We start from the raw sequence: 19,480 nt of genomic DNA, 5'->3' as shown, positions 1-19,480 counted from the left end.
TACCAAGCTTATTGATATAACCCGACCACTTTATCAATAACAGCTTGATCCGTTAAGCCTGTATATTTTTCAACTGCATCCTCCACACTGTGATTTGCAAGAAATTCTGCTAATTCGACCGCTTGTGGATCTTCCTCATTACGATATTGCAATGCCATTACCACGCCATTAACTAAATGAGTGTGCGGTAAGCCGTACTCCAACGTGCCTAAAAGTGGTTTGGTTAAACGATCACTTGGGCTGAGTTTACGAATGGGCTCGCGACCAACCCGATTTACATTATCGTCTAGATAGGGGTTTGCAAAGCGTTTCAAAATTTTCTCAATATACGCATTGTGCGCTTGCTCATCAAAGCCGTAGCGTTTAATTAATACCGCACCGCTTTCTTCCATTGTCGCCCTTACTGCCGCTTTTATATCATCAATAGCAATCGCTTCTTTAATCCATTTTACGCCCGCTTGTTTACCTAAGTAGGCACAAATTAAATGCCCAGTGTTAAGCGTAAATAATTTACGTTCAACAAACGCCATTAGGTTATCGGTTAATTCCATTCCTTTAATATCTGGAATGGTGCCTTTAAATTGCGTTTTATCCACAATCCATTCACTAAATTCTTCAACGGTTACCTCTAGCGGATCTTGTTCATTTAATTCTGCTGGTGGCACAATTCTATCTACGGCAGAATCAACAAAGCCAACTATTTTTTCAATTTCAGCTTGTTGTTCGGCAGTTAAGTTTTCAAAAATTTTGTTTTTAAAGAAAGTGGTACCACGTACCATATTTTCACAGGCAATAATATTTAATGGCTGAGTATTTCCACTTTCTACACGAGCCACTAACGCTTTAGCAAAAAGTGGCGCAATAAAGCCTAATACGTTCGGGCCAACCGCAGTAGTAATTAAATCAACTTTTTTTACTTGCTCAATCACTGCCGCTTCATCTTTAGAATTGATTGCAGCGATATTTTTAACCATTTCAACACGGCTTGCCTCACCAACAATTTTCACACCGTATTGTTTGTTTTCATTTATTTGATCAATTTGCATTTGGTTAATATCAGCAAAAGTGACGAATACACCGCTATCTGCTAATAATTTGCCGATAAAGCCACGCCCAATATTGCCTGCACCGAAATGGAGTGCGTTCATCATTTGTTCTCCGAAAAATTAATATAAAGACAAAGGGGCGAAAGTCGCCCCATAATATTATTTAGCCAATAATGCTAACACTTTTTCCACATCATGAGTTTGGGTTAATGTTTGCATTGCTTTTTCGTCATCTAAAGCATTGGTAATCGCACTTAAAATCTGAATATGATCGTTACCTTTTGCCGCAATTCCTACCACTAATTTTGCCACACCGTCTTCTTCATCAGTAAAGCGAACGCCATTCGGGTATTGGCAAAACACAATGCCTGTTTTGAGTACGCTATCTTTCGCATCAGCTGTACCGTGCGGAACCGCTAAGCCTTCGCCTAAGTAAGTAGAAACTAACTCTTCACGGGCAAACATTGCCTCAACATAACTTGGTTGCACAAATCCTGCGTTGACTAATTGCTCCCCCGCAAAGCGGATTGCCTCTTCTTTGCTGCTTGCCGTTAAACCTAAGAATACTTGCGATGCTTGAAGTTTTAAGCCTTCCTCTTGTCGGCCTTCAACAACTGGATTTGCAAAATTTTGTGCATTTTGAACCGCTTGTAGAGCGGGTTGATTGCCTAATTTTGCCACTAAACTATCATAGAATGCACCATCTAAGAAATTGGTTAAGGATAAATGCTGAGCTGAGCTCACACGTTGTTGAGCACGAGGCGTTAAGTCTTTATGGGTAATAATTAATTGTGCATCTGGCGGTAAATCGTTAATCGCTAAGTTCTGCACCTCAATATTTAAGCCTGCTGCTTGCACCTTTTTACGCAACAGACTTGCCCCCATCGCACTTGAGCCCATACCTGCGTCGCAAGCTACGTAGATTTTACGGATATTACCATCTACAGCCGCAACCGCAACGCCTTTACTTTCCGCTTTCATTGCGTGAGTTTGTGCTTGGGCATTTTCTAATGACGCCTCATTTTTTTGTGTTTTGAGTAAAACGGAGGCAATTGCGAAGGTTACCGCACAAGAAAGCACTACAGAAGCAATTACCGCAAAGTGTGCTCCTGGTGCTGTCATTGCTAAGATGGCAAAGATTGAACCCGGCGATGCTGGGGCAATTAAGCCTCCACCTAATAATGAGTTAGTTAAAATACCTGTTGCACCCCCTGCAATAACGGCAATGATTAAACGTGGGCTCATTAACACATAAGGGAAGTAAATTTCGTGAATACCGCCTAAGAAATGGATAATCGACGCACTACCTGCAGTTTGTTTTGCTGTACCACGACCGAAGAACATATAAGCAAGTAAAATACCAAAGCCTGGGCCTGGATTTGCTTCAATTAAAAATAGGATAGATTTACCTACTTCTTGTGCTTGAGCTGTGCCAAGTGGTGTAAATACACCGTGATTGATGGCATTATTTAAGAATAAAATTTTGGCTGGTTCAACAATAATAGAAGTTAATGGTAACAAACCTGCTTCAACTAATGCCCCTACACCAGCACCTAATAGAGCAGAAATTTGAGTGACAATACCACCGATAAACGCAAAGGATAACATCGCTAAAATCATACCGATGATACCAACCGAGAAGTTATTTACCAACATCTCAAAACCGCTTTTTACTTTGCCTTCAATCGCTTTATCAAACGTTTTAATTGCCCAGCCACCAAGAGGCCCCACAATCATCGCCCCTAAAAACATAGGGATTTCAGAACCGACAATAATGCCCATAGTAGTAATTGCACCCACTACCGCACCACGTTCTCCACCCACTAATTTACCTCCGCTATAACCAATTAACAGTGGAAGTAAATAAGTAATCATCGGGCCAACTAGCTTAGCGAAACTTTCGTTTGGCAACCAACCTGTTGGAATAAACAACGCCGTGATGAAACCCCAAGCGATAAATGCACCAATGTTTGGCATCACCATATTAGAGAGAAAACGTCCAAAACCTTGAACTTTCACTTTTAAATTAGACATAAAAACCTCGAAAAAGGAGAGAAAATTAGGATTGAATAAATCGTGTGCAAAATAGCACCCTTTTCAAAAGTTACAAAAATATTTCTCTTAAAAATGTGAAGTAGATCACATTAATTTTTCTGTGCCTAATTTTAAAATGTGATCTAGATCACATTTTTATTTTTTACAGTAAAGAGGCTAGCATAAGATAACATTAATCAACTCGAAAACTCGATCAAGCCTGTCACTTTTCCATCATCATCCACGGCGATGAGAGAGTGAATTCTTAGTGCTTTCATTAAATCTTCTGCTTTAGCTAAGAATACCGAATCATTAATCGTTTTCGGATGGCGAGTCATAATCTCTTCTGCCGTTTTATTCAGGCTCTCTGCCCCAAATTTTGCTAGCGTTCGGCGAATATCGCCATCGGTAATAATCCCTTCTAGTTTCTCACCTTGCATAATTACCGCAACGCCCATTCTCCCTTCGTTCATCACAGAAAGGCATTCAGTAAAAGTACTTTTCAGATCAACTATGGGTACTTTTCGTACCATCACATCTCGCACCCGATTGAGCAGCCTACGCCCTAAACTTCCGCCTGGGTGAAAGCGTGCAAAATCTTCTGGGCGAAAATCACGAGCTTTCATTAATGCGATTGCCAACACATCGCCCAATGCCATAGTCACTAAGGTTGAGCTTGTTGGTGCGAGATTATTCAAACAGGCTTCACGCTCCACGCCAATATTTAAAATCACATCTGCATTTCGCCCAAGCGTGGAATAAGGATCGCCTGTCAACGCAATAATTTTATTGCCAAAACTTTTCAAGCTTGGAATCAATTTATTTACATCATCGGTTTCGCCGCTGTTGGAAATCAAAATGACAACATCAACAGGCTTTAACATTCCTAAATCGCCGTGGAATGCCTCTGTCGGATGCAAAAAAAAGCTAGGTGTGCCTGTAGAAGCAAACGTCGCCACCATTTTTTTACCGACTAATCCCGATTTTCCAATTCCGCCTACAACCACTCGCCCCTCACAAGCCAGCATCATCTCCACGGCTTCGTTAAATTCTTCAGATAAGCGATGATTCAGCGTAATAATCTGCTGAGCATAAAGGCTCAACGCTTCTTTTGCACTGTCTAGATGATTCATTTTTGTGCCCTTATACAACTAACAACTCAATTCCTTTCGATTTAATTTGTTCTCTCATTTCTTGAGATAATCCTTCATCGGTAATAATAGTATGGATTTTCTCTAAACCACAAACGATATTGGGGCTTTTACGTCCAAATTTACTGGAGTCCGCAAGTAAGACAATTTTATTTGCAGCATCGCACATTAGAGAACTGACTTTATATACTTCATTGAAAGTCGTTAATCCAACATCTAAATCTAATCCATCAGTACCGATAAAGAGTATGTCAAAATTTGAACCAATAAAAGCTGATTCAGCAAAATAACCGTGAAATGATGCTGATTTTTCACGAAATGTGCCACCGGAAATAAGTAAGTTATACGATTTATTGAGTTTTAAAATTTCATTAAAAATCGTTAAACTATTTGTCATTAAAGAGAGATTATCAAATGGTTTTAGATAGGGGATCATTTGAAGCACTGTACTGCCCGCATCAAAAATAATAGAGTTTCCTTCATTAATTAATTCTGCGGCTTTTTGTCCAATACGTTGTTTTTGTTGAAGATTAATCCCTGTTTTTTGTGAAATTGGTTTATCTTCCTTATCTGTAGTTGCTATTTTTTCTTTTCTATCAAAGGTTTCATCCGAAATTAACACAACACTACCATAAGTTCGTAGCACTTTATTATCATCTTCTAAAGCAGTGAGATCTTTACGAATAGTTGCCCCTGTTAGCTTAAAATAAGCTGCAAGCACATCCACTTCCGTTCTACCGTGATTGGCTAAATACGCTAAAATTTGTTGTCGTCTTTCAAATGGTTTCATTTTTATCTCCAATTAGCAACGATTGGAGATTTCAATCTATGCTAATACTGTTTTAACTTTGTGATTACATCTAAAAGGGAAAACATTCTTTCATCAGCAATCGAAAATTTTTCGTTTTGATAATGTGGATTAACTAAAAAAGTGGTTAAATTTGCCGCTTTTGCTGCGATTAAGCCCGTTACACTATCTTCAATAACAATGCATTCTTGTTTCTCAATACCAAGTTTCTTTACTGCTCTCAGATAAACAGCCGGGTGTGGCTTGCCGTAATCTTCGTCCATTGCGGTACATTGAATAGGGAAGTAATCCCATAATTTTAAACGATCAAAAACCGCCTCGATAATAACCGGTGGCGATGATGTTGCCACAGCAAGTCTGATATTATTAGACTGTAAGAAATCCAATAATTCATATAATCCTGCTAACGCATAGCCCGATTTTTGTATCGCATTACAACCATAAGTAAGAATAGCCTCACTTAATTCGGCATTGGAAATCGTTAAATTGAATTTTTTTATCCAAGTTTCGCTAAGTTCATCTATGCGTTTACCCCTTGTGAATTTTTCACAATCTTCAACCGTAATGTTAATTCCTAACGCTTCTAATACTTCAATTTGGGCTTCCGCCCATTGGGGTTCTGAATCAATCATTACCCCATCCATATCAAAAATGACACTGCTTATCTTCATTCTTTCCTCTCTATATTATCTCATTTCAAATAAAAAATATTCAAAATGAAATAAAAATTATATTATTTTTGATCCTAAGCATTATATCCGGAAGAGATAGCTACTTTTAAGGCAAACTGTGAGCGTTTATCCGTTGGAAAGATTTTTTCTGGTACAATTTCATCAATGGATAAGCCAATCACATCATCTAATTTTTGTGGTCGAGCAAAAACAGAGAATCCTTTCATACAAAGGCTATCAACAATTTTTTTCTGCTCATCAAATGCCAACACAATAATGGATTTTGGATTAAAGCGACCACTGTTACGCCCAACAGTTACTTTTCCTTTCCGGCTAATTTCCATAAAGGCTTGATTAAATGCTTTGATTTGAAGCCCCCCGAATAAAATTTGTAAAAGCCACATTACTATAGCAAAAATAATGAAGACGGTTGTTGAATTCATTGCTCCTCCCAATAAAATACAAGCGGTCGATTTTGTTCATTTTTTTGCAACTTCCATAATGAACAGAACCAACCGCTTATGCTATTAGAACATCACCTGTCCGCCAGTAATATTGATAGACTGTCCTGTGCAATAAGATGCCTCTTCGCTGGCATAGAATTTCAATACATTTAATACATCTTGATAATCACAACCACGTTTTAAAGGCACTTTATCAATATAAACTTGCTCAACTTCATTTTCCAGAATGCCGAGTTTTGCCGCATATTGTGGAATTAACGATTGGAACATCGGTGATTTCAATAAATTACCTAACATTAATGAATGCACGGTAATGCCTTTATCGGCTAAGTCTAACGCTAAAGACTGAGTTAAACCTACACCGCCAAATTTTGCTGCACTATAACCTGAATTATATTTACTACCAACTTTACCCGATTTTGAGTTAATTTGAATAATCCGTCCTTTAACTCCATCACGAATCATTAAACGAGAGAAATGTTTTGCGGTTAAGAAATAACCTGTTAAATTCACTTTTACCGATAAATCAAAATCGTTTAAATTGAAATCCCAAATAGGTGATGCTTTTGCCGTTCCTGCACTATAAACTAATACATCAGCACGCCCAAATGCGGCATCGGTAGCATTAGCTAATGCTTCAACACTGGGCTCATCTCCAGCATCTACTTGCACGCCAATCGCATTACCTTCGCCTTGTTTTGCATTAATATCTTTAGCCACTTTTTGTGCATTTTCACCGTTTAAATCAGCAACAACTACACGATAGCCAGCATCAGCTAACCCTTCAGATAAAAAAGCTCCAAGTGTTTGACCACCACCTACAACGATAGCCACTTTTTTTTCATTTTTCATAATGTATTCCTCTAAATTTTCAATTTGAAATAAATTGTAATCCGTTATTAATCACGCTTGATAATCAAGGTTGAATTTTCCGATAAACCTTGCGGTGGTGTTCCGATAACGTGAACACTTCCCGGAAATTCAGCCTCTGTTGAACGATCAAAGCGGAAAGTGATGTGTCCGAGCGATGATAAGTTTTCTGATGCAACGCTACCGACTGCCGTAATTGGATAATCTACACCATCAAACTCTGCAATATCGCCTACTTGTAAAGGGCTACTTAATTCAGATGGATTATGAATGAAGCAATAATCTTCCAAGTCTGCAGGAGCACCCTGTTTAAAAGTAATTAACATATTGTCTTGCAAGGATTCTTGAGCAAAATTACCAATTTTAGTAAAGGTCGTTGTATAAATAATTGCCATATAGATGTTCTCTCTTTATTTACAAGCGGTGCATTTGGCAAAAAAATTTGTAAATTTAACCGCTTGTAATTCATTATTGATAGATAAATGCTGAAACTGCCCAAGCAACCAGCACTGTTGGTGCACCTGTTAAAAAACGACCAACCAATACGGAAGGAACACCCACTCTTACGGTATCTTGTTTTGCTTCTGCCATTGAAAGACCGACAGGAATAAAATCACAAGCAGCTTGAGCATTAATTGCGAATAAAGCAGGTAAGGCTAGATGTGGTGGAATATTGCCTAAACCAATTTGTGTACCTACTAACACCCCAATAACTTGTGCAATAACCGCTCCAGGACCTAAGAATGGCGAGAGGAGAGGGAATGAGCAGATCAAGGCTAAAATCACTAATCCGATTGGGCTATTAGCTAACGGTGTCAAGCCGTGTGCAATCACATCTCCTAAGCCTGAAGCAATGATGATCCCGATGAGGGCGGAAACAAATGCCATAAACGGTAAAATGGTTTTAAGCACGGTATCAATCGTATCTCGTCCTGCTTGGAAGAATAATGCTGCAACAGAACCCATCCCCATTCCAATTTTTGCTAATAAACCATCACTTTGCTCGGTAATTTTTTTACTTGAGTCATACTCTTTCACTTGGCTTGGAACGACTGTTTTGGGCTCAGTAACTACAGAAGAAGCCTCTTCTGCATCAACTAAGCGAATGTTATGCTCTTTTACCGCTGATACATAAATATCTTCTACGATAAATTCAGCTAATGGACCTGATTTACCTGTTGCGTGAATATTAATAGTTGGAATACGACGTTTCGGATAAAGCCCACAACGTAATACACCACCGCAATCAATAATCGCAATGCCAATTTCTTCCGCCGGTAGCTCACCTTCTTTGAAGCCGTCTATAGCTTCCCACCCCGTTAATTCCACTAATTTATTCACGATGGCAGGACGTGTTCCTCCTGTCATATAAAGCACTTTTTTGCCTTCTACTACAGGTAATGTTAATGGACCGCCCCAACCGCCATTGCCTTTTTCAATATAAATAGCTTTGTTACTCATAATACATTCCTCTACTTTTCATTCTGTTTAATTAGTGAGATAAATGAACTTCTTTATCTAATGTAATACCCATTCGCTTTTCAAAAAATGCGGTAGTGAAGTCCGTAATCCAACCACGGAAGAAGTTAGTAAACATACCTACTAACAAATAGCTGATAGCTAAAGGACCAAGTGGTAAGCCTAGTGTGGTTAATCCACTGGCGATACCTAAGTAAACGAATAATTCACCCGGATTGATATGAGGAAATAATCCATTCATTGAGTGGCAACTATAAGATGCAGCTGCATAGTAGCTTGGTTTGTAACGCTCAGGTAAGAAACGCCCTAAGCTCAATGTCATCGGATTACAAAAAACAAATGTTCCGATAACAGGTAAGATTAAATAGCGAGAAATCGGGTTTCCTGCACTGCGTTGAGCAAGTCTTTCAATACGATCTTGCCCAATGAATTTGATCAATGCATTCATTACTACCAGTAATGAAATTAAAAGAGGCAAAATACCGTTTATCATTCCAACTAAGGTTTCACCACCTTTTTGGAACAAACCGATAAACCATTCTGCTCCGTGTGTGATTGTTTCTATCATAAAGACCTCCGTATTTTTCAAAATAAAAATTACATTTTTTCATCTCTGTGTCGAGATGTGCAAATAGTAAAACAATTTCATTTTGAAAACTGTGATTAAGATCACAAAACCAGAAAAACATTTCAAATTAAATTAATTTGGTTTTATTTTGAATAAAATAGATAAATACTTTGATAAGAAAATGAGAGAGGGATTAATAAAAGAAAAAGCTCAAACCTTTGTTTGAGCTTATTTCTTACATCACTTTTGCAGAATAATGTAATTTTTCAACCGCTTGTATCAGTGTTTGGTTATCCACATCCTGTGTGGTAACAATCTTAACTTTACGATCTTTCATTGAGGCTTTGGTAGAAATAACCCCAGACACCGCTCGCAGCTCTTTATTTACGAGATAAACACATAATTGACAGTTCATTTCTTCAATATGCAAAACCACGTTTTTTTCAACTTGTTTTGTGATAGGTTCAGGCGTTCTTTCTTGTGCATAAATCGAAGAAATCCCACTCCAAACCAAGCTCATTATGATTAAAAAATATTTCATTTTATCTATTCTCCGCCCTACATTTCTAAAATATAAGGCAAAATATATGGGTAAGTTAAAAAGAAAATGACCACCACAAACACCAGCCAATATAAAATGACGAGTGTTTTGCGAGAAAAATATTTGGTGCAAATCATTTTATTGGAAAAATTGAGCAACCAAAAACCGTAGCCAAAAGCGGCAAGCGATAAAATTAACATCGGAATTTGTAAAAATGCAAACTGATTAAGCCCAATTAACCACGGAGACGAAACGCCAAACAACAAATAAACCAGTGGTGCAATGCAACATAATGTCGAACTTACCGCAGTAACTACCGCGGTGATACACATTGTGATAAATTTATTGTTATCACCATTACAGTTCTTTTGAGATAAATTCATAGCCAAATTCTTTCGCTTCAAAAGAGTTTAATGGATCTCCCCCCACTTCCGCATAGGGATAGCCAAAGTTATTAAGTGGAGTAAGTTCTGGTTGTGGGTATAAATCAAAATCACGTCCGTGATTGAAACCAACCCAGTTCATTTCCCAGTTACCAAATAGGTATTTAGACACCGTTTGCACATCTGGATCTGAAACCTCTTTTTTCTCTGCTAAACGCATTTTCGCAACATCGGCAGAATCCACGGGTACCCAACCAAAACCAGCTAGATAGAACTCCGCACGGCAATGCTGTCCAGTATTTTCATTCGCAATCCCCTCTTTTGAGCTACCAAATGCAGTTTTGGAGTATTGCCCCATTTTTACCGCCTGACCTAAACGGATACCAAACACTTCACGGGCGGGAATATCCGAAGCACGAGCTAAAGCCACAAAAACAGAGTTAATATCAGTACATTTACCTTTTAACACTTTAGTGGTGAGGATTTTCTCCACATCACCATCGCCACAACCTAAAACTGAGTTATCACGTTCCATATTCTCTACAATCCACTTGTGGATAAGTTCCGCTTTTTTCAGCGGATTTTGCTCGTTACCCACAATTTTATCGGCATATTCTTTTACAATGCCATCTGTTTTAATATGAGCCGTTGGTTTTAAGTACTCCAACACATCCACCGAATAGATAATTTTCTCTGGCATTTGATAATGTGCTAACGCACCTTGAGCCATTGGCTCACGATCTTGGGTTTCAATCACCATTTTCACCTTCAGATCACGTTTTGGAGCGTCTTGATCCCAAGTCGCAAACAAGGTTTTCGCCCCATAAGCGTTATTTTCTGTGATATACGCGTTTTTGTAACTTCCCTCAAACTCAATGGATTTAACGGTTTGATAATCGGTATCAGACGGTAACGGAATCCATAAATTCGTAGTGCCTGAAGAACCTTGCGGCACCACTAAATCATAAGATTGGGTAAATTCATAAGTATGAGTATTGGTGTGGAAATTATTGTGTTGAACAGGGGCCGAAAAAGCAGTTGCACAGCTTGATGCAACAAGAGAAGCAATAAGTTTATTCATTAGAAATGATCCTTATTAGAGTGAAGAAACAGTTAAAACTTAACATATTAAGTATTCTAACTACGGATGAGGTTGCATATTAGCCAATAAAAAAGGGGAAAGCAATGGGGGAAAATGAATATATTTCCCCCATTTTTCTGCAAGCGGTCAAAAATCATAAAAAATTTACAAATAGATTTTTTGCCCTAACTTTGCACTTTCAAATACACGCTCAATCACTTTCAACACAAAAATGACTTCCTCTAGTTTAATCACTGGATCAGCATTGTAGGCGATCACTTGGTACAAATCATCAAACAAATTTTGGTAACTAGCTTGAGCATTGGGATAAGGCTGGCGAACGACATTACCTTCCAACTCAGTATGTAAAATACCCCAGTTTTCTTTTTCCTCCATATTCCACTCTTTGCCAAGAGGCTGCACGCCATTTTTCAACAACGTTTCTTGATTATCGGGGGTCTGTTTCAGATAAGAGCCTAATTTTCCGTGTAACACAAATGTTGGACTTGGCTCACGAGCATATCGGCTGGCTTTCAACACCACTTTAAAATCATTGGCATAATAGAGCTGAATATCAAAATTATCATCAACCAACACACCCTCGTGTTGATAACGCACATCAGCATACACCGCTTTGGGCTTGCCAAATAAATACAACACTTGGTCGATTAAATGCACGCCCAAATCATACACCAAACCTGTACCACGATCGCCCGCCTCTTTCCACGCTTTACTATTTTTCTCTTTAGCATAACGGTCAAAACGCACTTCACAATCTACCAACTCGCCCAGCAAATTTTGCTCAATGAGCGATTTCGCTGTGGCTATATAGCTATCCCAACGGCGGTTTTGATAAACATAAAGCACCTTGCCTTGTTGCTTTGCAAGCTCTGCCAACGCTTCTGCCTCTGCCACTGTGGCAACCAAAGGCTTTTCCACCAGAACGTGTTTGCCTGCAAGCAATGCCTCTTTTACCATTGCATAATGGGTTTGATTTGGAGTGGTAATCAGCACTAAATCCACTTCAGGCGTTAAAAGCAAGCTGAAATCTCGCACCGTTTCCGCGTTCGGCAACCACTCCGCCGCATAGTTAGAAGTGCGTTCATACACTTTTGTGATATTAAAACGAACATCTTGCTTCAAAAATGGAATATGAAAAACACGGCTGGAAAAACCAGCACCCGCAATGGAAATATTGATGGGTTTCATAGAAAATCCTCATAACATTTTGATGTTATCAGCTTAAATAAACAAGCGGTCAAATTTTAGGAAAATTTTGCAAAAAATAGATAAAATACGACCGCTTATTTAACTAATCATAAGTTTTGCAAACAATCTCTTTTTCTTCACAAAATATGCTACTGTGGTTTGCAAGGCATTGCTTTTGTACATTTAATTTGGCTCTGCCTCGGCTACTATGTTCACTACGGTATTCCTGAGTAAATGGCTTTAGAGTACAAATGTGAACCTCTTTGGAATCAATTTGATCTGAGACACCTATGATAATAGGCATAGGGATACCAGCTTGTCCTGTAGGAGTAACTGGCACGACACAGCCACTTAATAGTATGCTTAAACTTATTAACCAATAACGCATATTTTTCTCCTTTTAAAATGTATAATAAATCAGAGCGGAGCATCTTTATTGTTACTGTAAGCTCTTAATATCTTGCCCAATTTCTTGGTATTTTTATTAAAATGGCAAAATCCAAGTTTTAAGTGCAGCTTATCGGTTAGTTGTAGGGTAGCAATTTTAACCATTTGCTTTCTAATCTTTTCTCTCTATGTAGAAGATAGACTCTTCATATATCTCCTTTAAGTAAGGAATGCCCAATAAAAAATTACACTTATTTTGTAAGAATTCTCGATCAGCTGAGTCCAAAATAATAACAACAATTCATAAAAAAGGATAGCTCGATGAAAAAATTAACCATTCAAGATGTGACACCTGAAACTATTTTCTACCAACGCCGCAAAATTATTACCGCGTTAGGGTTAGGTATTGCGGCTTCTGCATTGCCTAAAGTAAGTATGGCAGAAACACAAAGACACTTGCAATCACTGCAGTTTAAACCAGATCCAAATAAAGGGCTTGAACTCACTCCCGAAAACAAAGTAATAGGCTATAACAATTTCTATGAGTTTGGTGTGGATAAAAGTGCCCCAGCAAGAAATGCGGCAAACTTTAAAACCGATCCTTGGACATTGGAAATTAGCGGTGAAGTTGAAAATCCATTTAGCTTAAATCATCAACAATTGCTTAATACGTTTCCACTGGAAGAACGCATTTACCGTTTTCGTTGTGTTGAAGCGTGGTCAATGGTTGTGCCGTGGATAGGCTTTGAGTTAGCTCGCTTAATTGAGATGGCAAAACCAACCACTAAAGCCAAATATGTGGTCTTTCACACTTTATATGATCCTGCACAAATGCCAGGACAAAAAAATCGTTTGCTAGGCGGTGGGATTGATTATCCTTATGTAGAAGCGTTACGCTTAGATGAAGCCTTAAATTCACTCACATTACTGTCCGTCGGTTTATACGGTAAAACCCTACCACCGCAAAACGGCGCACCTATTCGCTTAGTCGTTCCTTGGAAATATGGTTTTAAAAGTATTAAGTCGATCGTCAAAATCACCTTTGCCGAAAAACGTCCACTCACTACTTGGGAAAGTCTTGCTCCAAATGAATATGGCTTTTATGCTAATGTGAATCCGAATGTTGATCATCCACGTTGGTCGCAAGCCTCTGAACGCGTAATTGGTGCCAGCGGGTTATTATCCGTCAAACGCCAGCCAACGCTAATGTTTAATGGCTACGAAAATGAAGTGGCAAATTTATACCGTGGCTTAGATTTAAAGGTGAACTACTAATGCTAACCTGGTTACGTATACTCATTCATCTTGGCTGTTTATTACCGCTAGTTTGGGTAGCACAGCTATTATATACGGGTAATGAAACAATATTAGGTGCCGATCCGATTAAAGAGCTGGAGCATTTTCTCGGTTATGGTGCAATCGTCATTTTTTGTATAATGTTTCTACTTGGTATTGCCCTACAATACCTAAAGAAAAACCAGTATCAAATTTTACGCCGACCACTGGGATTATGGGCGTTTGTATGGGCAACTCTACATATTTCAAGCTATCTATTGTTAGAATTAAGCCTTGATGTCAAATTATTTTTTAGCGAGCTTGCTGGTCGCCAATATTTGATTTTAGGCGCTACTGCTTTTTTCATTCTAAGCATAATGGCTGTCACTTCGCTGCCTATGCTAAAACGAAAATTAGGAAAACACTGGGGGACGATTCACCAGTGGGCTTATCCTGCATTAGTATTGGCGATGGTGCATTATTATTGGTCGGTAAAAAGCGTAACATTCGATCCAATTATCATTGGGGTCTTAGTGCTATTTATTGTTACTCATAAAATACAGGCTAAATTTGCAAAAAAATAGCAAAATCACACCGCTTGCAGCAGTCAAACCACATACAAAAAATAATGGCATAAGTGACTCACTTATGCCATTTTTTATATGCTTTAACGTTTATTAAAAATCTTAAAAATATTGTTGGCTTCCTCTAAATAATGCAAGATTTTCCGCATTCATATTGCCGTTACCAACACCTGCTACGACAATACCTTGATAGCCTACATCTAACAAGGCTTTAGTAGGCCAATTTTCACAATCTGCTCACCTTTGATATTCGCCAATGTTTTCATTTCTGGCACTGCTTCAATTAAGGTTTCGATATTCAATTGCCCTGCTTGATAAGCACTACTATTTGCATTCTGCTGACTACCAGCAATCGTTCCGCCTGTCGCTAAAATAGTGATATTAGGTAATTCTGCCGCATTAGCTGTTACAAATAAGCCACCTAACATTGCTGCTAATGCTAATTTTTTGAATTTCATATAAGGCTCCTTAATTAAAAAAACTAAAGACAGATAATACCGATAAATCAGTGTAAATTATTTGATCTGATACATAAAAGCGGAAATTAATTACTGGGTAGAAATAGGTTATATCGCTATTTTCATTTGGGTTATCTACTCATAGAATACCTTTAACTAAAACATAATAAGCAGAATTTACGCAAAATTCTCCGACAGACAAGTAAAAATTTACAATTTTTCGACAGAGATCGCAAAAATACAAGCAGTTTATTTCAATTATATTTCCATTCCCAAGGCTCAGACACAAAACCACTTACCACTGGATTTTGATGAATATAATTTAACTTTTCATCAAAGAATTTCTGCGAATAGATTTCAATAGGTTGGTTATGATGTTGCTAGAATTGATATTGTTTTACATTACAACGTCGTTCAGCCGCCCGAGAAAACATCCACAGCAACCATTCCCGACGGTTTTCTTGCAAATTATCTTTAATTCTCTGAATAAGTATTTTAGCGGTGAATGTTTTGAAATCTCGTATTAAATCAGAAGGATTTTGATTTTCTGCTTGAAATAATAAATGGATATGAGTTGGCATAATACAATAGGCATACAAAATCATTCCCTTATGTTTTCTGCAGTAATCTAAGGCATCAACAATTACCTGAAAATAAATTTCTCTCACAAACACACCAACCCAATAAACAGTTGCAAAACTGACAAAATAAGCACCGCTCTTTTCGTGGAATTTATATTTTCGGCTCATAGCCTTTCTCAACTTAAAAAGGAATAAGAAAAATACCCTATTCAAAATTAAATTCCACAAGCCAATATAATTTTTTCGATCTAGATCGCAAAAATCATTAAAACTTGCAAAGTGTTGATAAAATTTAACCGCTTGTGATAAGCCAAAGAAATACTGAAATGATAGCAATGGATGGATAAATAAAATGATGATGCAAGCGTCCACGCTTGTGCCAAAAACAAAAGCCCAAATAAACCAAATTTTACTTGGCTGATTTAGGCTTTTATCTTATGACTGAAATACTTTCAGAACAGGAATTAACTGGCACAAGCGTGGACGCTTGCACCATCTGGGTTAAATCCTTATATTATAAGGTTTTAACCTACTGTGCAGACTCAATTTTAGTCACTATGCCAAATAATTAGTTAAAGGAAATTTAAGCTAGCTTATCTAGGACAACCCCATTTAGAATTTATAACTTGTGCTAAACACTATAGTTCTCCCTCTTGCATAATTATTGAGCGTATAAATAGGTTCATCACTGATATCAGAATTGTAAACCCTCTGACTTGCTGCATCATTATTAGCATCAAGAGGATCAATGTACTTTTTGTCAAAGACATTTTGTAGTTCTAACTTTAATATAAGCGACTTGATTGGTTCGTAGCTCACGTAAAAATCAACAATAATAGGTTGTTTATTTACGGTTTCTTCGAGCCGATGAGTTTCTTTCACAATATGTGTTCCAGGATAATAAGTATAGTTAAACTCATCTATCGCAATACGTTTACTTTTTCCGTAATATTTTGCCACTCCGCCAATTTGTAGTCTTTGATCAAACCATCTTGTCCCTAACTCCAATGAGCCATAGTCTCTTGGTAACGCTGAAATTTTGCTGGCACCAAAACCTTGAGTTTTAAAACCATAATGAGAAGCGGCATCTACCCTTGAACTTGCATCTGTAAAGGATACGGGTTGATTCGTATTTTGACGAGCATAAGCTAAGTTGCCATAGAAAGAGCCTATATCATAACTAAATTCTAATTCTATCCCTTTGATATTTACTGGTTTTTCATAGTTTTTGTGGAAAATGAATAAACCAGGAGCACTACCAACAGCGGTATGTTGTACATTATAAATATAGTTTTTTAAGTGAGTGTTATAAAATAGCACTTTAAATCCTAATTTATCTTCTTCACTAAATACCCGTTCTTTGAATCCATTAATACCAAACTGTGTTGTTTTCGCTTGCTCTGGCTGTAGTGCGGTATTTACACCATAGTCACCTAAGTTAGAGAAGAATATTTCTTTAATATTAGGGGCTCGATGTGTTTGAGAATAACTAATAAAGGGCGTGAATAAATCGTGAATATAAGCAGACAAGGTTGCTGAATAATTAATTCGTTTATGTTTTCCTGTTGCTGTATGAGGAAAATTGACATCAGGACAGTTAAACTCTCCCAATTCAGGATCATTAGGAAAATCCTCATCTGGAATATATGTACAATGTTTTTTTTGCAAGTTGTCTAATTGAGATTGTAATGACCTTAAATGCTCAAACTGCCTATTTCTACTTGCCTGTCTAATATCTGACTCCAATTCTCTAATCGCAAAAGGAAAATATTTAAAACGCTGACCAATAAACCGAGCGGTATTAATATTTGCGTTTATATCCAATCCCCACATACCATAGTTAAAGTGATTGTCGAGATAAAAAGTATCGAACTTCTGTTCGCCATCAGGCTGGAAAGTTGAAGTATAAAGCGATTTACGAACGGCTGTCATTCCTACAGAATCGTTGTTTTCGCTGGTTTCGCCATTCTCTAAGTTATAGTTTAATTCCGCAGGATGTCTATTTTTACTATAGCGGTTCTTTAAACGATTAAAACCTAATATTGCTTCCCATTCTCCATCTTTAAACGGAGACACTTTAAAGGTGTTACTCAAATTTAAGGTTGTCGCTTTGTTGTTAATTGCCAAACCTTGAATTAAATATTTATTATTAATTCGGCTCCCTTTGTTGTAGTTTTGTTTGCCTTGATTTTCCGCATAGGCCACTTGAACATCTAACCAAGGTGACTCAGGCAAGTGAAAACGATAATTTAACTGGTTGTTTTGGTTTTTTAAATGTCTACCCGCTACCTGACTTTGGTAATCACGATAAGAAAGTGTGATGGTTTGGTATTTATCGCCATATTCCAATTTAGCCATACGACTCATTGGTTTTTGTTTTAAATGAGCTGCATTGAACGGTGAGGTGGTAGAACTTTCTTTATCTAGATCATCAATTTTACTAAGGTCAATCGAGCTATCCGTAACTTTTCGTCCGCCTCCTATTTTATAATTTTGAGAGATTTTGCGCCAACTATGCCCAAATAATGCTCCTATCCAAGTAGAGTCATTGAATTGGTATTTGCCAGCGAGCATTCCCATATAATTTGGGCCTATTGCATTATTACCAAAAGTCATTTTAGACATAGCACCCATGGAATTTCCTTGTGTAACTAGATCATTGACACCGACAGTTTTAAAGTTTGCTGCTCCAAGTAATGCATTGGCACCACTACTACCACTGAAGGTTCCTCTCTCCACATTAACAGACATTAAAAAAGCAGGATCAATAAAAGCTCCAAATTGAGATGTGCCTCCTGATCGCCCTCCATCATCTGTCGAACTACCATAGAAAGTTTGGCTAATTCCATCAATAATAGTATTAGCTCGCCCAAATCCAGAACCTCCTCGAATATTAACAGAAACCACACCTTGAGATTTATCCATTTGTGTAAATGCGCCAGGCATAGAACGAACAATAGTCTCTAAGCTTTGGTTTGATTCCAAGATTTTATCTCGGGTGCTTATTGCCCCTGTTTTAATGAAAACTTCATCTGTTTTTTTTATTGCTTGGGCTTTAACCTCAACCGTATCTAACATATAACCTTCCTCTGCGAATACCCTAGGTAAGGGGCAGATAAGTGTTGTACAAGTCAGGTGAAATACATATTTTTTGATCTTCATTTCTATTGTCTTTCCTATAAAAAATGTAATTAAATTTAAATCGCAACGCTAAAGACACTGAAGAAAAAAGTGTGCCTTTATTGCGCGAGTCTAGTATAGCACAAGACGAAAATAGTAATCATGTTCAATATTATAAAGGATACGTTAGACGATTAGCATAAATAGAAATATGCACTTAAATAGAGGATTATAAAAATAAGGGGCTATCCTAGAAACTCAATTTAACCAATTGTTTTAAAAAGAAAACTTGATATTTTAAGTCACTATGATTAAAACGCCATCTGCATTCTTTCAAATAGAATTCATGTACTTTAGGAACGCCGTTAAATTTACGCAAATAGCATTTTGCCTGACTCTCCAAATTCTCAATTCCGTTAATGTGATTTTGATTGCTAACTAAAAACCACTTTCTATTAAGGTAGAATTGACCGTTCAAATAAATCACGTTCATTTTCTGTATAAGACGTAATGGGGCATTTAAAAGGGTGAACAGGGTCCAATAAGATTTTTCAATAAGTTTCCCTATTTACGTAAGCATAAATTGTGGGGCAACCCACTTTTGTGGCAAGAGGCTACTGCGTAGACACCGTAGATGTCAATGCAGAAATGATAAGAAAGTACTTGAAATATCAGGAAAAGCACGAATTAGAGGATAAACAACTTCGTTTATCAGATATATAAAAATTCGGGTTCTATGAATTCGAATTTTAATCGCCCCCTATGGGGGC

21 protein-coding genes and 2 pseudogenes are annotated in these 19,480 nt (G+C 37.6%); 4 read left to right on the top strand and 19 right to left on the bottom strand.

The genetic code is table 11. From position 1 onward, the window contains the following. Positions 1–8: 8 nt before the first annotated feature. The 15 genes from HV560_RS02695 to HV560_RS02625 form a co-directional block, all read right to left on the bottom strand. Complete coding sequence (locus tag HV560_RS02695) at positions 9–1,148, bottom strand: mannitol-1-phosphate 5-dehydrogenase (RefSeq protein ID WP_176812822.1); 1,140 nt, start codon at positions 1,146–1,148, stop codon at positions 9–11. 57 nt (positions 1,149–1,205) lie between these two features. Continuing rightward, positions 1,206–3,080, bottom strand: coding sequence for a PTS mannitol transporter subunit IICBA (locus tag HV560_RS02690; RefSeq protein WP_176812102.1), 1,875 nt, complete (start codon positions 3,078–3,080; stop codon positions 1,206–1,208). A gap of 197 nt (positions 3,081–3,277) precedes the next feature. Next, a complete protein-coding gene (locus tag HV560_RS02685) occupies positions 3,278–4,213 on the bottom strand; it encodes a KpsF/GutQ family sugar-phosphate isomerase (protein ID WP_176812101.1) in 936 nt (311 codons plus the stop codon). Between the two features lie 10 nt (positions 4,214–4,223). Beyond that, entirely contained in the window at positions 4,224–5,021 is a 798-nt protein-coding gene (srlR, locus tag HV560_RS02680) for a glucitol operon DNA-binding transcriptional repressor SrlR (protein WP_025235009.1), read from the bottom strand. 41 nt (positions 5,022–5,062) lie between these two features. Next, positions 5,063–5,710 carry a hexitol phosphatase HxpB gene (gene hxpB / locus HV560_RS02675; RefSeq protein WP_176812100.1) on the bottom strand — a complete coding sequence of 216 codons (648 nt, stop codon included), beginning with the start codon at positions 5,708–5,710 and terminating at the stop codon, positions 5,063–5,065. Positions 5,711–5,784: 74 nt separating this feature from the next. Next, a complete protein-coding gene (gutM, locus tag HV560_RS02670; RefSeq protein WP_176812099.1) occupies positions 5,785–6,153 on the bottom strand; it encodes a transcriptional regulator GutM in 369 nt (122 codons plus the stop codon). A gap of 84 nt (positions 6,154–6,237) precedes the next feature. After that, positions 6,238–7,026 carry a sorbitol-6-phosphate dehydrogenase gene (gene srlD / locus HV560_RS02665; protein WP_176812098.1) on the bottom strand — a complete coding sequence of 263 codons (789 nt, stop codon included), beginning with the start codon at positions 7,024–7,026 and terminating at the stop codon, positions 6,238–6,240. Positions 7,027–7,073: 47 nt separating this feature from the next. Beyond that, a complete protein-coding gene (gene srlB / locus HV560_RS02660; protein ID WP_176812097.1) occupies positions 7,074–7,439 on the bottom strand; it encodes a PTS glucitol/sorbitol transporter subunit IIA in 366 nt (121 codons plus the stop codon). A gap of 73 nt (positions 7,440–7,512) precedes the next feature. Continuing rightward, on the bottom strand, positions 7,513–8,505 hold the full coding sequence (gene srlE, locus HV560_RS02655) for a PTS glucitol/sorbitol transporter subunit IIB (RefSeq protein WP_176812096.1): 993 nt from the start codon (positions 8,503–8,505) through the stop codon (positions 7,513–7,515). Positions 8,506–8,536: 31 nt separating this feature from the next. Beyond that, positions 8,537–9,091: a PTS glucitol/sorbitol transporter subunit IIC gene (gene srlA / locus HV560_RS02650; RefSeq protein WP_025235004.1), complete on the bottom strand. Its 555-nt coding sequence runs from the start codon at positions 9,089–9,091 to the stop codon at positions 8,537–8,539. A 235-nt stretch (positions 9,092–9,326) separates the two neighbouring features. Then, positions 9,327–9,632 carry a heavy-metal-associated domain-containing protein gene (locus HV560_RS02645; RefSeq protein ID WP_159628860.1) on the bottom strand — a complete coding sequence of 102 codons (306 nt, stop codon included), beginning with the start codon at positions 9,630–9,632 and terminating at the stop codon, positions 9,327–9,329. A 17-nt stretch (positions 9,633–9,649) separates the two neighbouring features. Then, positions 9,650–10,015, bottom strand: coding sequence for a mercuric transporter MerT family protein (locus tag HV560_RS02640; RefSeq protein ID WP_159628859.1), 366 nt, complete (start codon positions 10,013–10,015; stop codon positions 9,650–9,652). Continuing rightward, positions 9,990–11,096 carry a transglutaminase-like domain-containing protein gene (locus HV560_RS02635; protein ID WP_176807850.1) on the bottom strand — a complete coding sequence of 369 codons (1,107 nt, stop codon included), beginning with the start codon at positions 11,094–11,096 and terminating at the stop codon, positions 9,990–9,992. The genes HV560_RS02640 and HV560_RS02635 overlap by 26 nt, the downstream gene beginning before the upstream one ends. A gap of 165 nt (positions 11,097–11,261) precedes the next feature. Next, positions 11,262–12,305, bottom strand: coding sequence for a Gfo/Idh/MocA family oxidoreductase (locus HV560_RS02630; RefSeq protein WP_176812095.1), 1,044 nt, complete (start codon positions 12,303–12,305; stop codon positions 11,262–11,264). 103 nt (positions 12,306–12,408) lie between these two features. Then, a complete protein-coding gene (locus tag HV560_RS02625) occupies positions 12,409–12,693 on the bottom strand; it encodes a hypothetical protein (protein ID WP_176807848.1) in 285 nt (94 codons plus the stop codon). A 320-nt stretch (positions 12,694–13,013) separates the two neighbouring features. Here HV560_RS02625 and msrP point away from each other — a divergent pair, with 320 nt between their 5' ends. Both msrP and HV560_RS02615 read left to right on the top strand, forming a co-directional pair. Then, positions 13,014–13,967 (top strand): protein-methionine-sulfoxide reductase catalytic subunit MsrP, encoded by a 954-nt coding sequence (gene msrP / locus HV560_RS02620; RefSeq protein WP_176807847.1) that lies wholly within the window; start codon positions 13,014–13,016, stop codon positions 13,965–13,967. Further along, the gene (locus tag HV560_RS02615; RefSeq protein WP_176812094.1) at positions 13,967–14,551 is read left to right on the top strand and encodes a protein-methionine-sulfoxide reductase heme-binding subunit MsrQ; all 585 of its coding nucleotides are present in this window, start codon (positions 13,967–13,969) and stop codon (positions 14,549–14,551) included. The genes msrP and HV560_RS02615 overlap by 1 nt, the downstream gene beginning before the upstream one ends. A gap of 218 nt (positions 14,552–14,769) precedes the next feature. On the opposite strand, the pseudogene HV560_RS02610 reads toward HV560_RS02615, so the two are convergent. Next, a pseudogene (locus HV560_RS02610) lies at positions 14,770–15,009 on the bottom strand (asparaginase domain-containing protein); the annotation flags it as partial. Between the two features lie 380 nt (positions 15,010–15,389). Then, the gene (locus HV560_RS02605) at positions 15,390–15,758 is read right to left on the bottom strand and encodes a transposase (RefSeq protein ID WP_238336869.1); all 369 of its coding nucleotides are present in this window, start codon (positions 15,756–15,758) and stop codon (positions 15,390–15,392) included. Positions 15,759–16,027: 269 nt separating this feature from the next. On the opposite strand from HV560_RS02605, the gene HV560_RS10440 reads away from it, so the two are divergent. Further along, the gene (locus tag HV560_RS10440; protein WP_015586978.1) at positions 16,028–16,162 is read left to right on the top strand and encodes a hypothetical protein; all 135 of its coding nucleotides are present in this window, start codon (positions 16,028–16,030) and stop codon (positions 16,160–16,162) included. 40 nt (positions 16,163–16,202) lie between these two features. Here HV560_RS10440 and HV560_RS02600 read toward each other — a convergent pair whose 3' ends face one another. Both HV560_RS02600 and HV560_RS02595 read right to left on the bottom strand, forming a co-directional pair. Next, entirely contained in the window at positions 16,203–18,668 is a 2,466-nt protein-coding gene (locus tag HV560_RS02600) for a TonB-dependent receptor plug domain-containing protein (protein WP_176809395.1), read from the bottom strand. A 292-nt stretch (positions 18,669–18,960) separates the two neighbouring features. Then, a pseudogene (locus HV560_RS02595) lies at positions 18,961–19,143 on the bottom strand (IS1595 family transposase); the annotation flags it as partial. Between the two features lie 152 nt (positions 19,144–19,295). Here HV560_RS02595 and HV560_RS02590 point away from each other — a divergent pair. Continuing rightward, positions 19,296–19,433: a hypothetical protein gene (locus HV560_RS02590; protein ID WP_176807843.1), complete on the top strand. Its 138-nt coding sequence runs from the start codon at positions 19,296–19,298 to the stop codon at positions 19,431–19,433. The last annotated feature ends 47 nt before the right edge of the window (positions 19,434–19,480 follow it).

The organism is Mannheimia pernigra (assembly GCF_013377995.1).
Lineage (GTDB): Bacteria > Pseudomonadota > Gammaproteobacteria > Enterobacterales > Pasteurellaceae > Mannheimia > Mannheimia pernigra.
The sequence above is the reverse complement of the archived record's forward strand: the minus strand, read 5'-3'. Positions and strand labels throughout refer to the sequence as shown.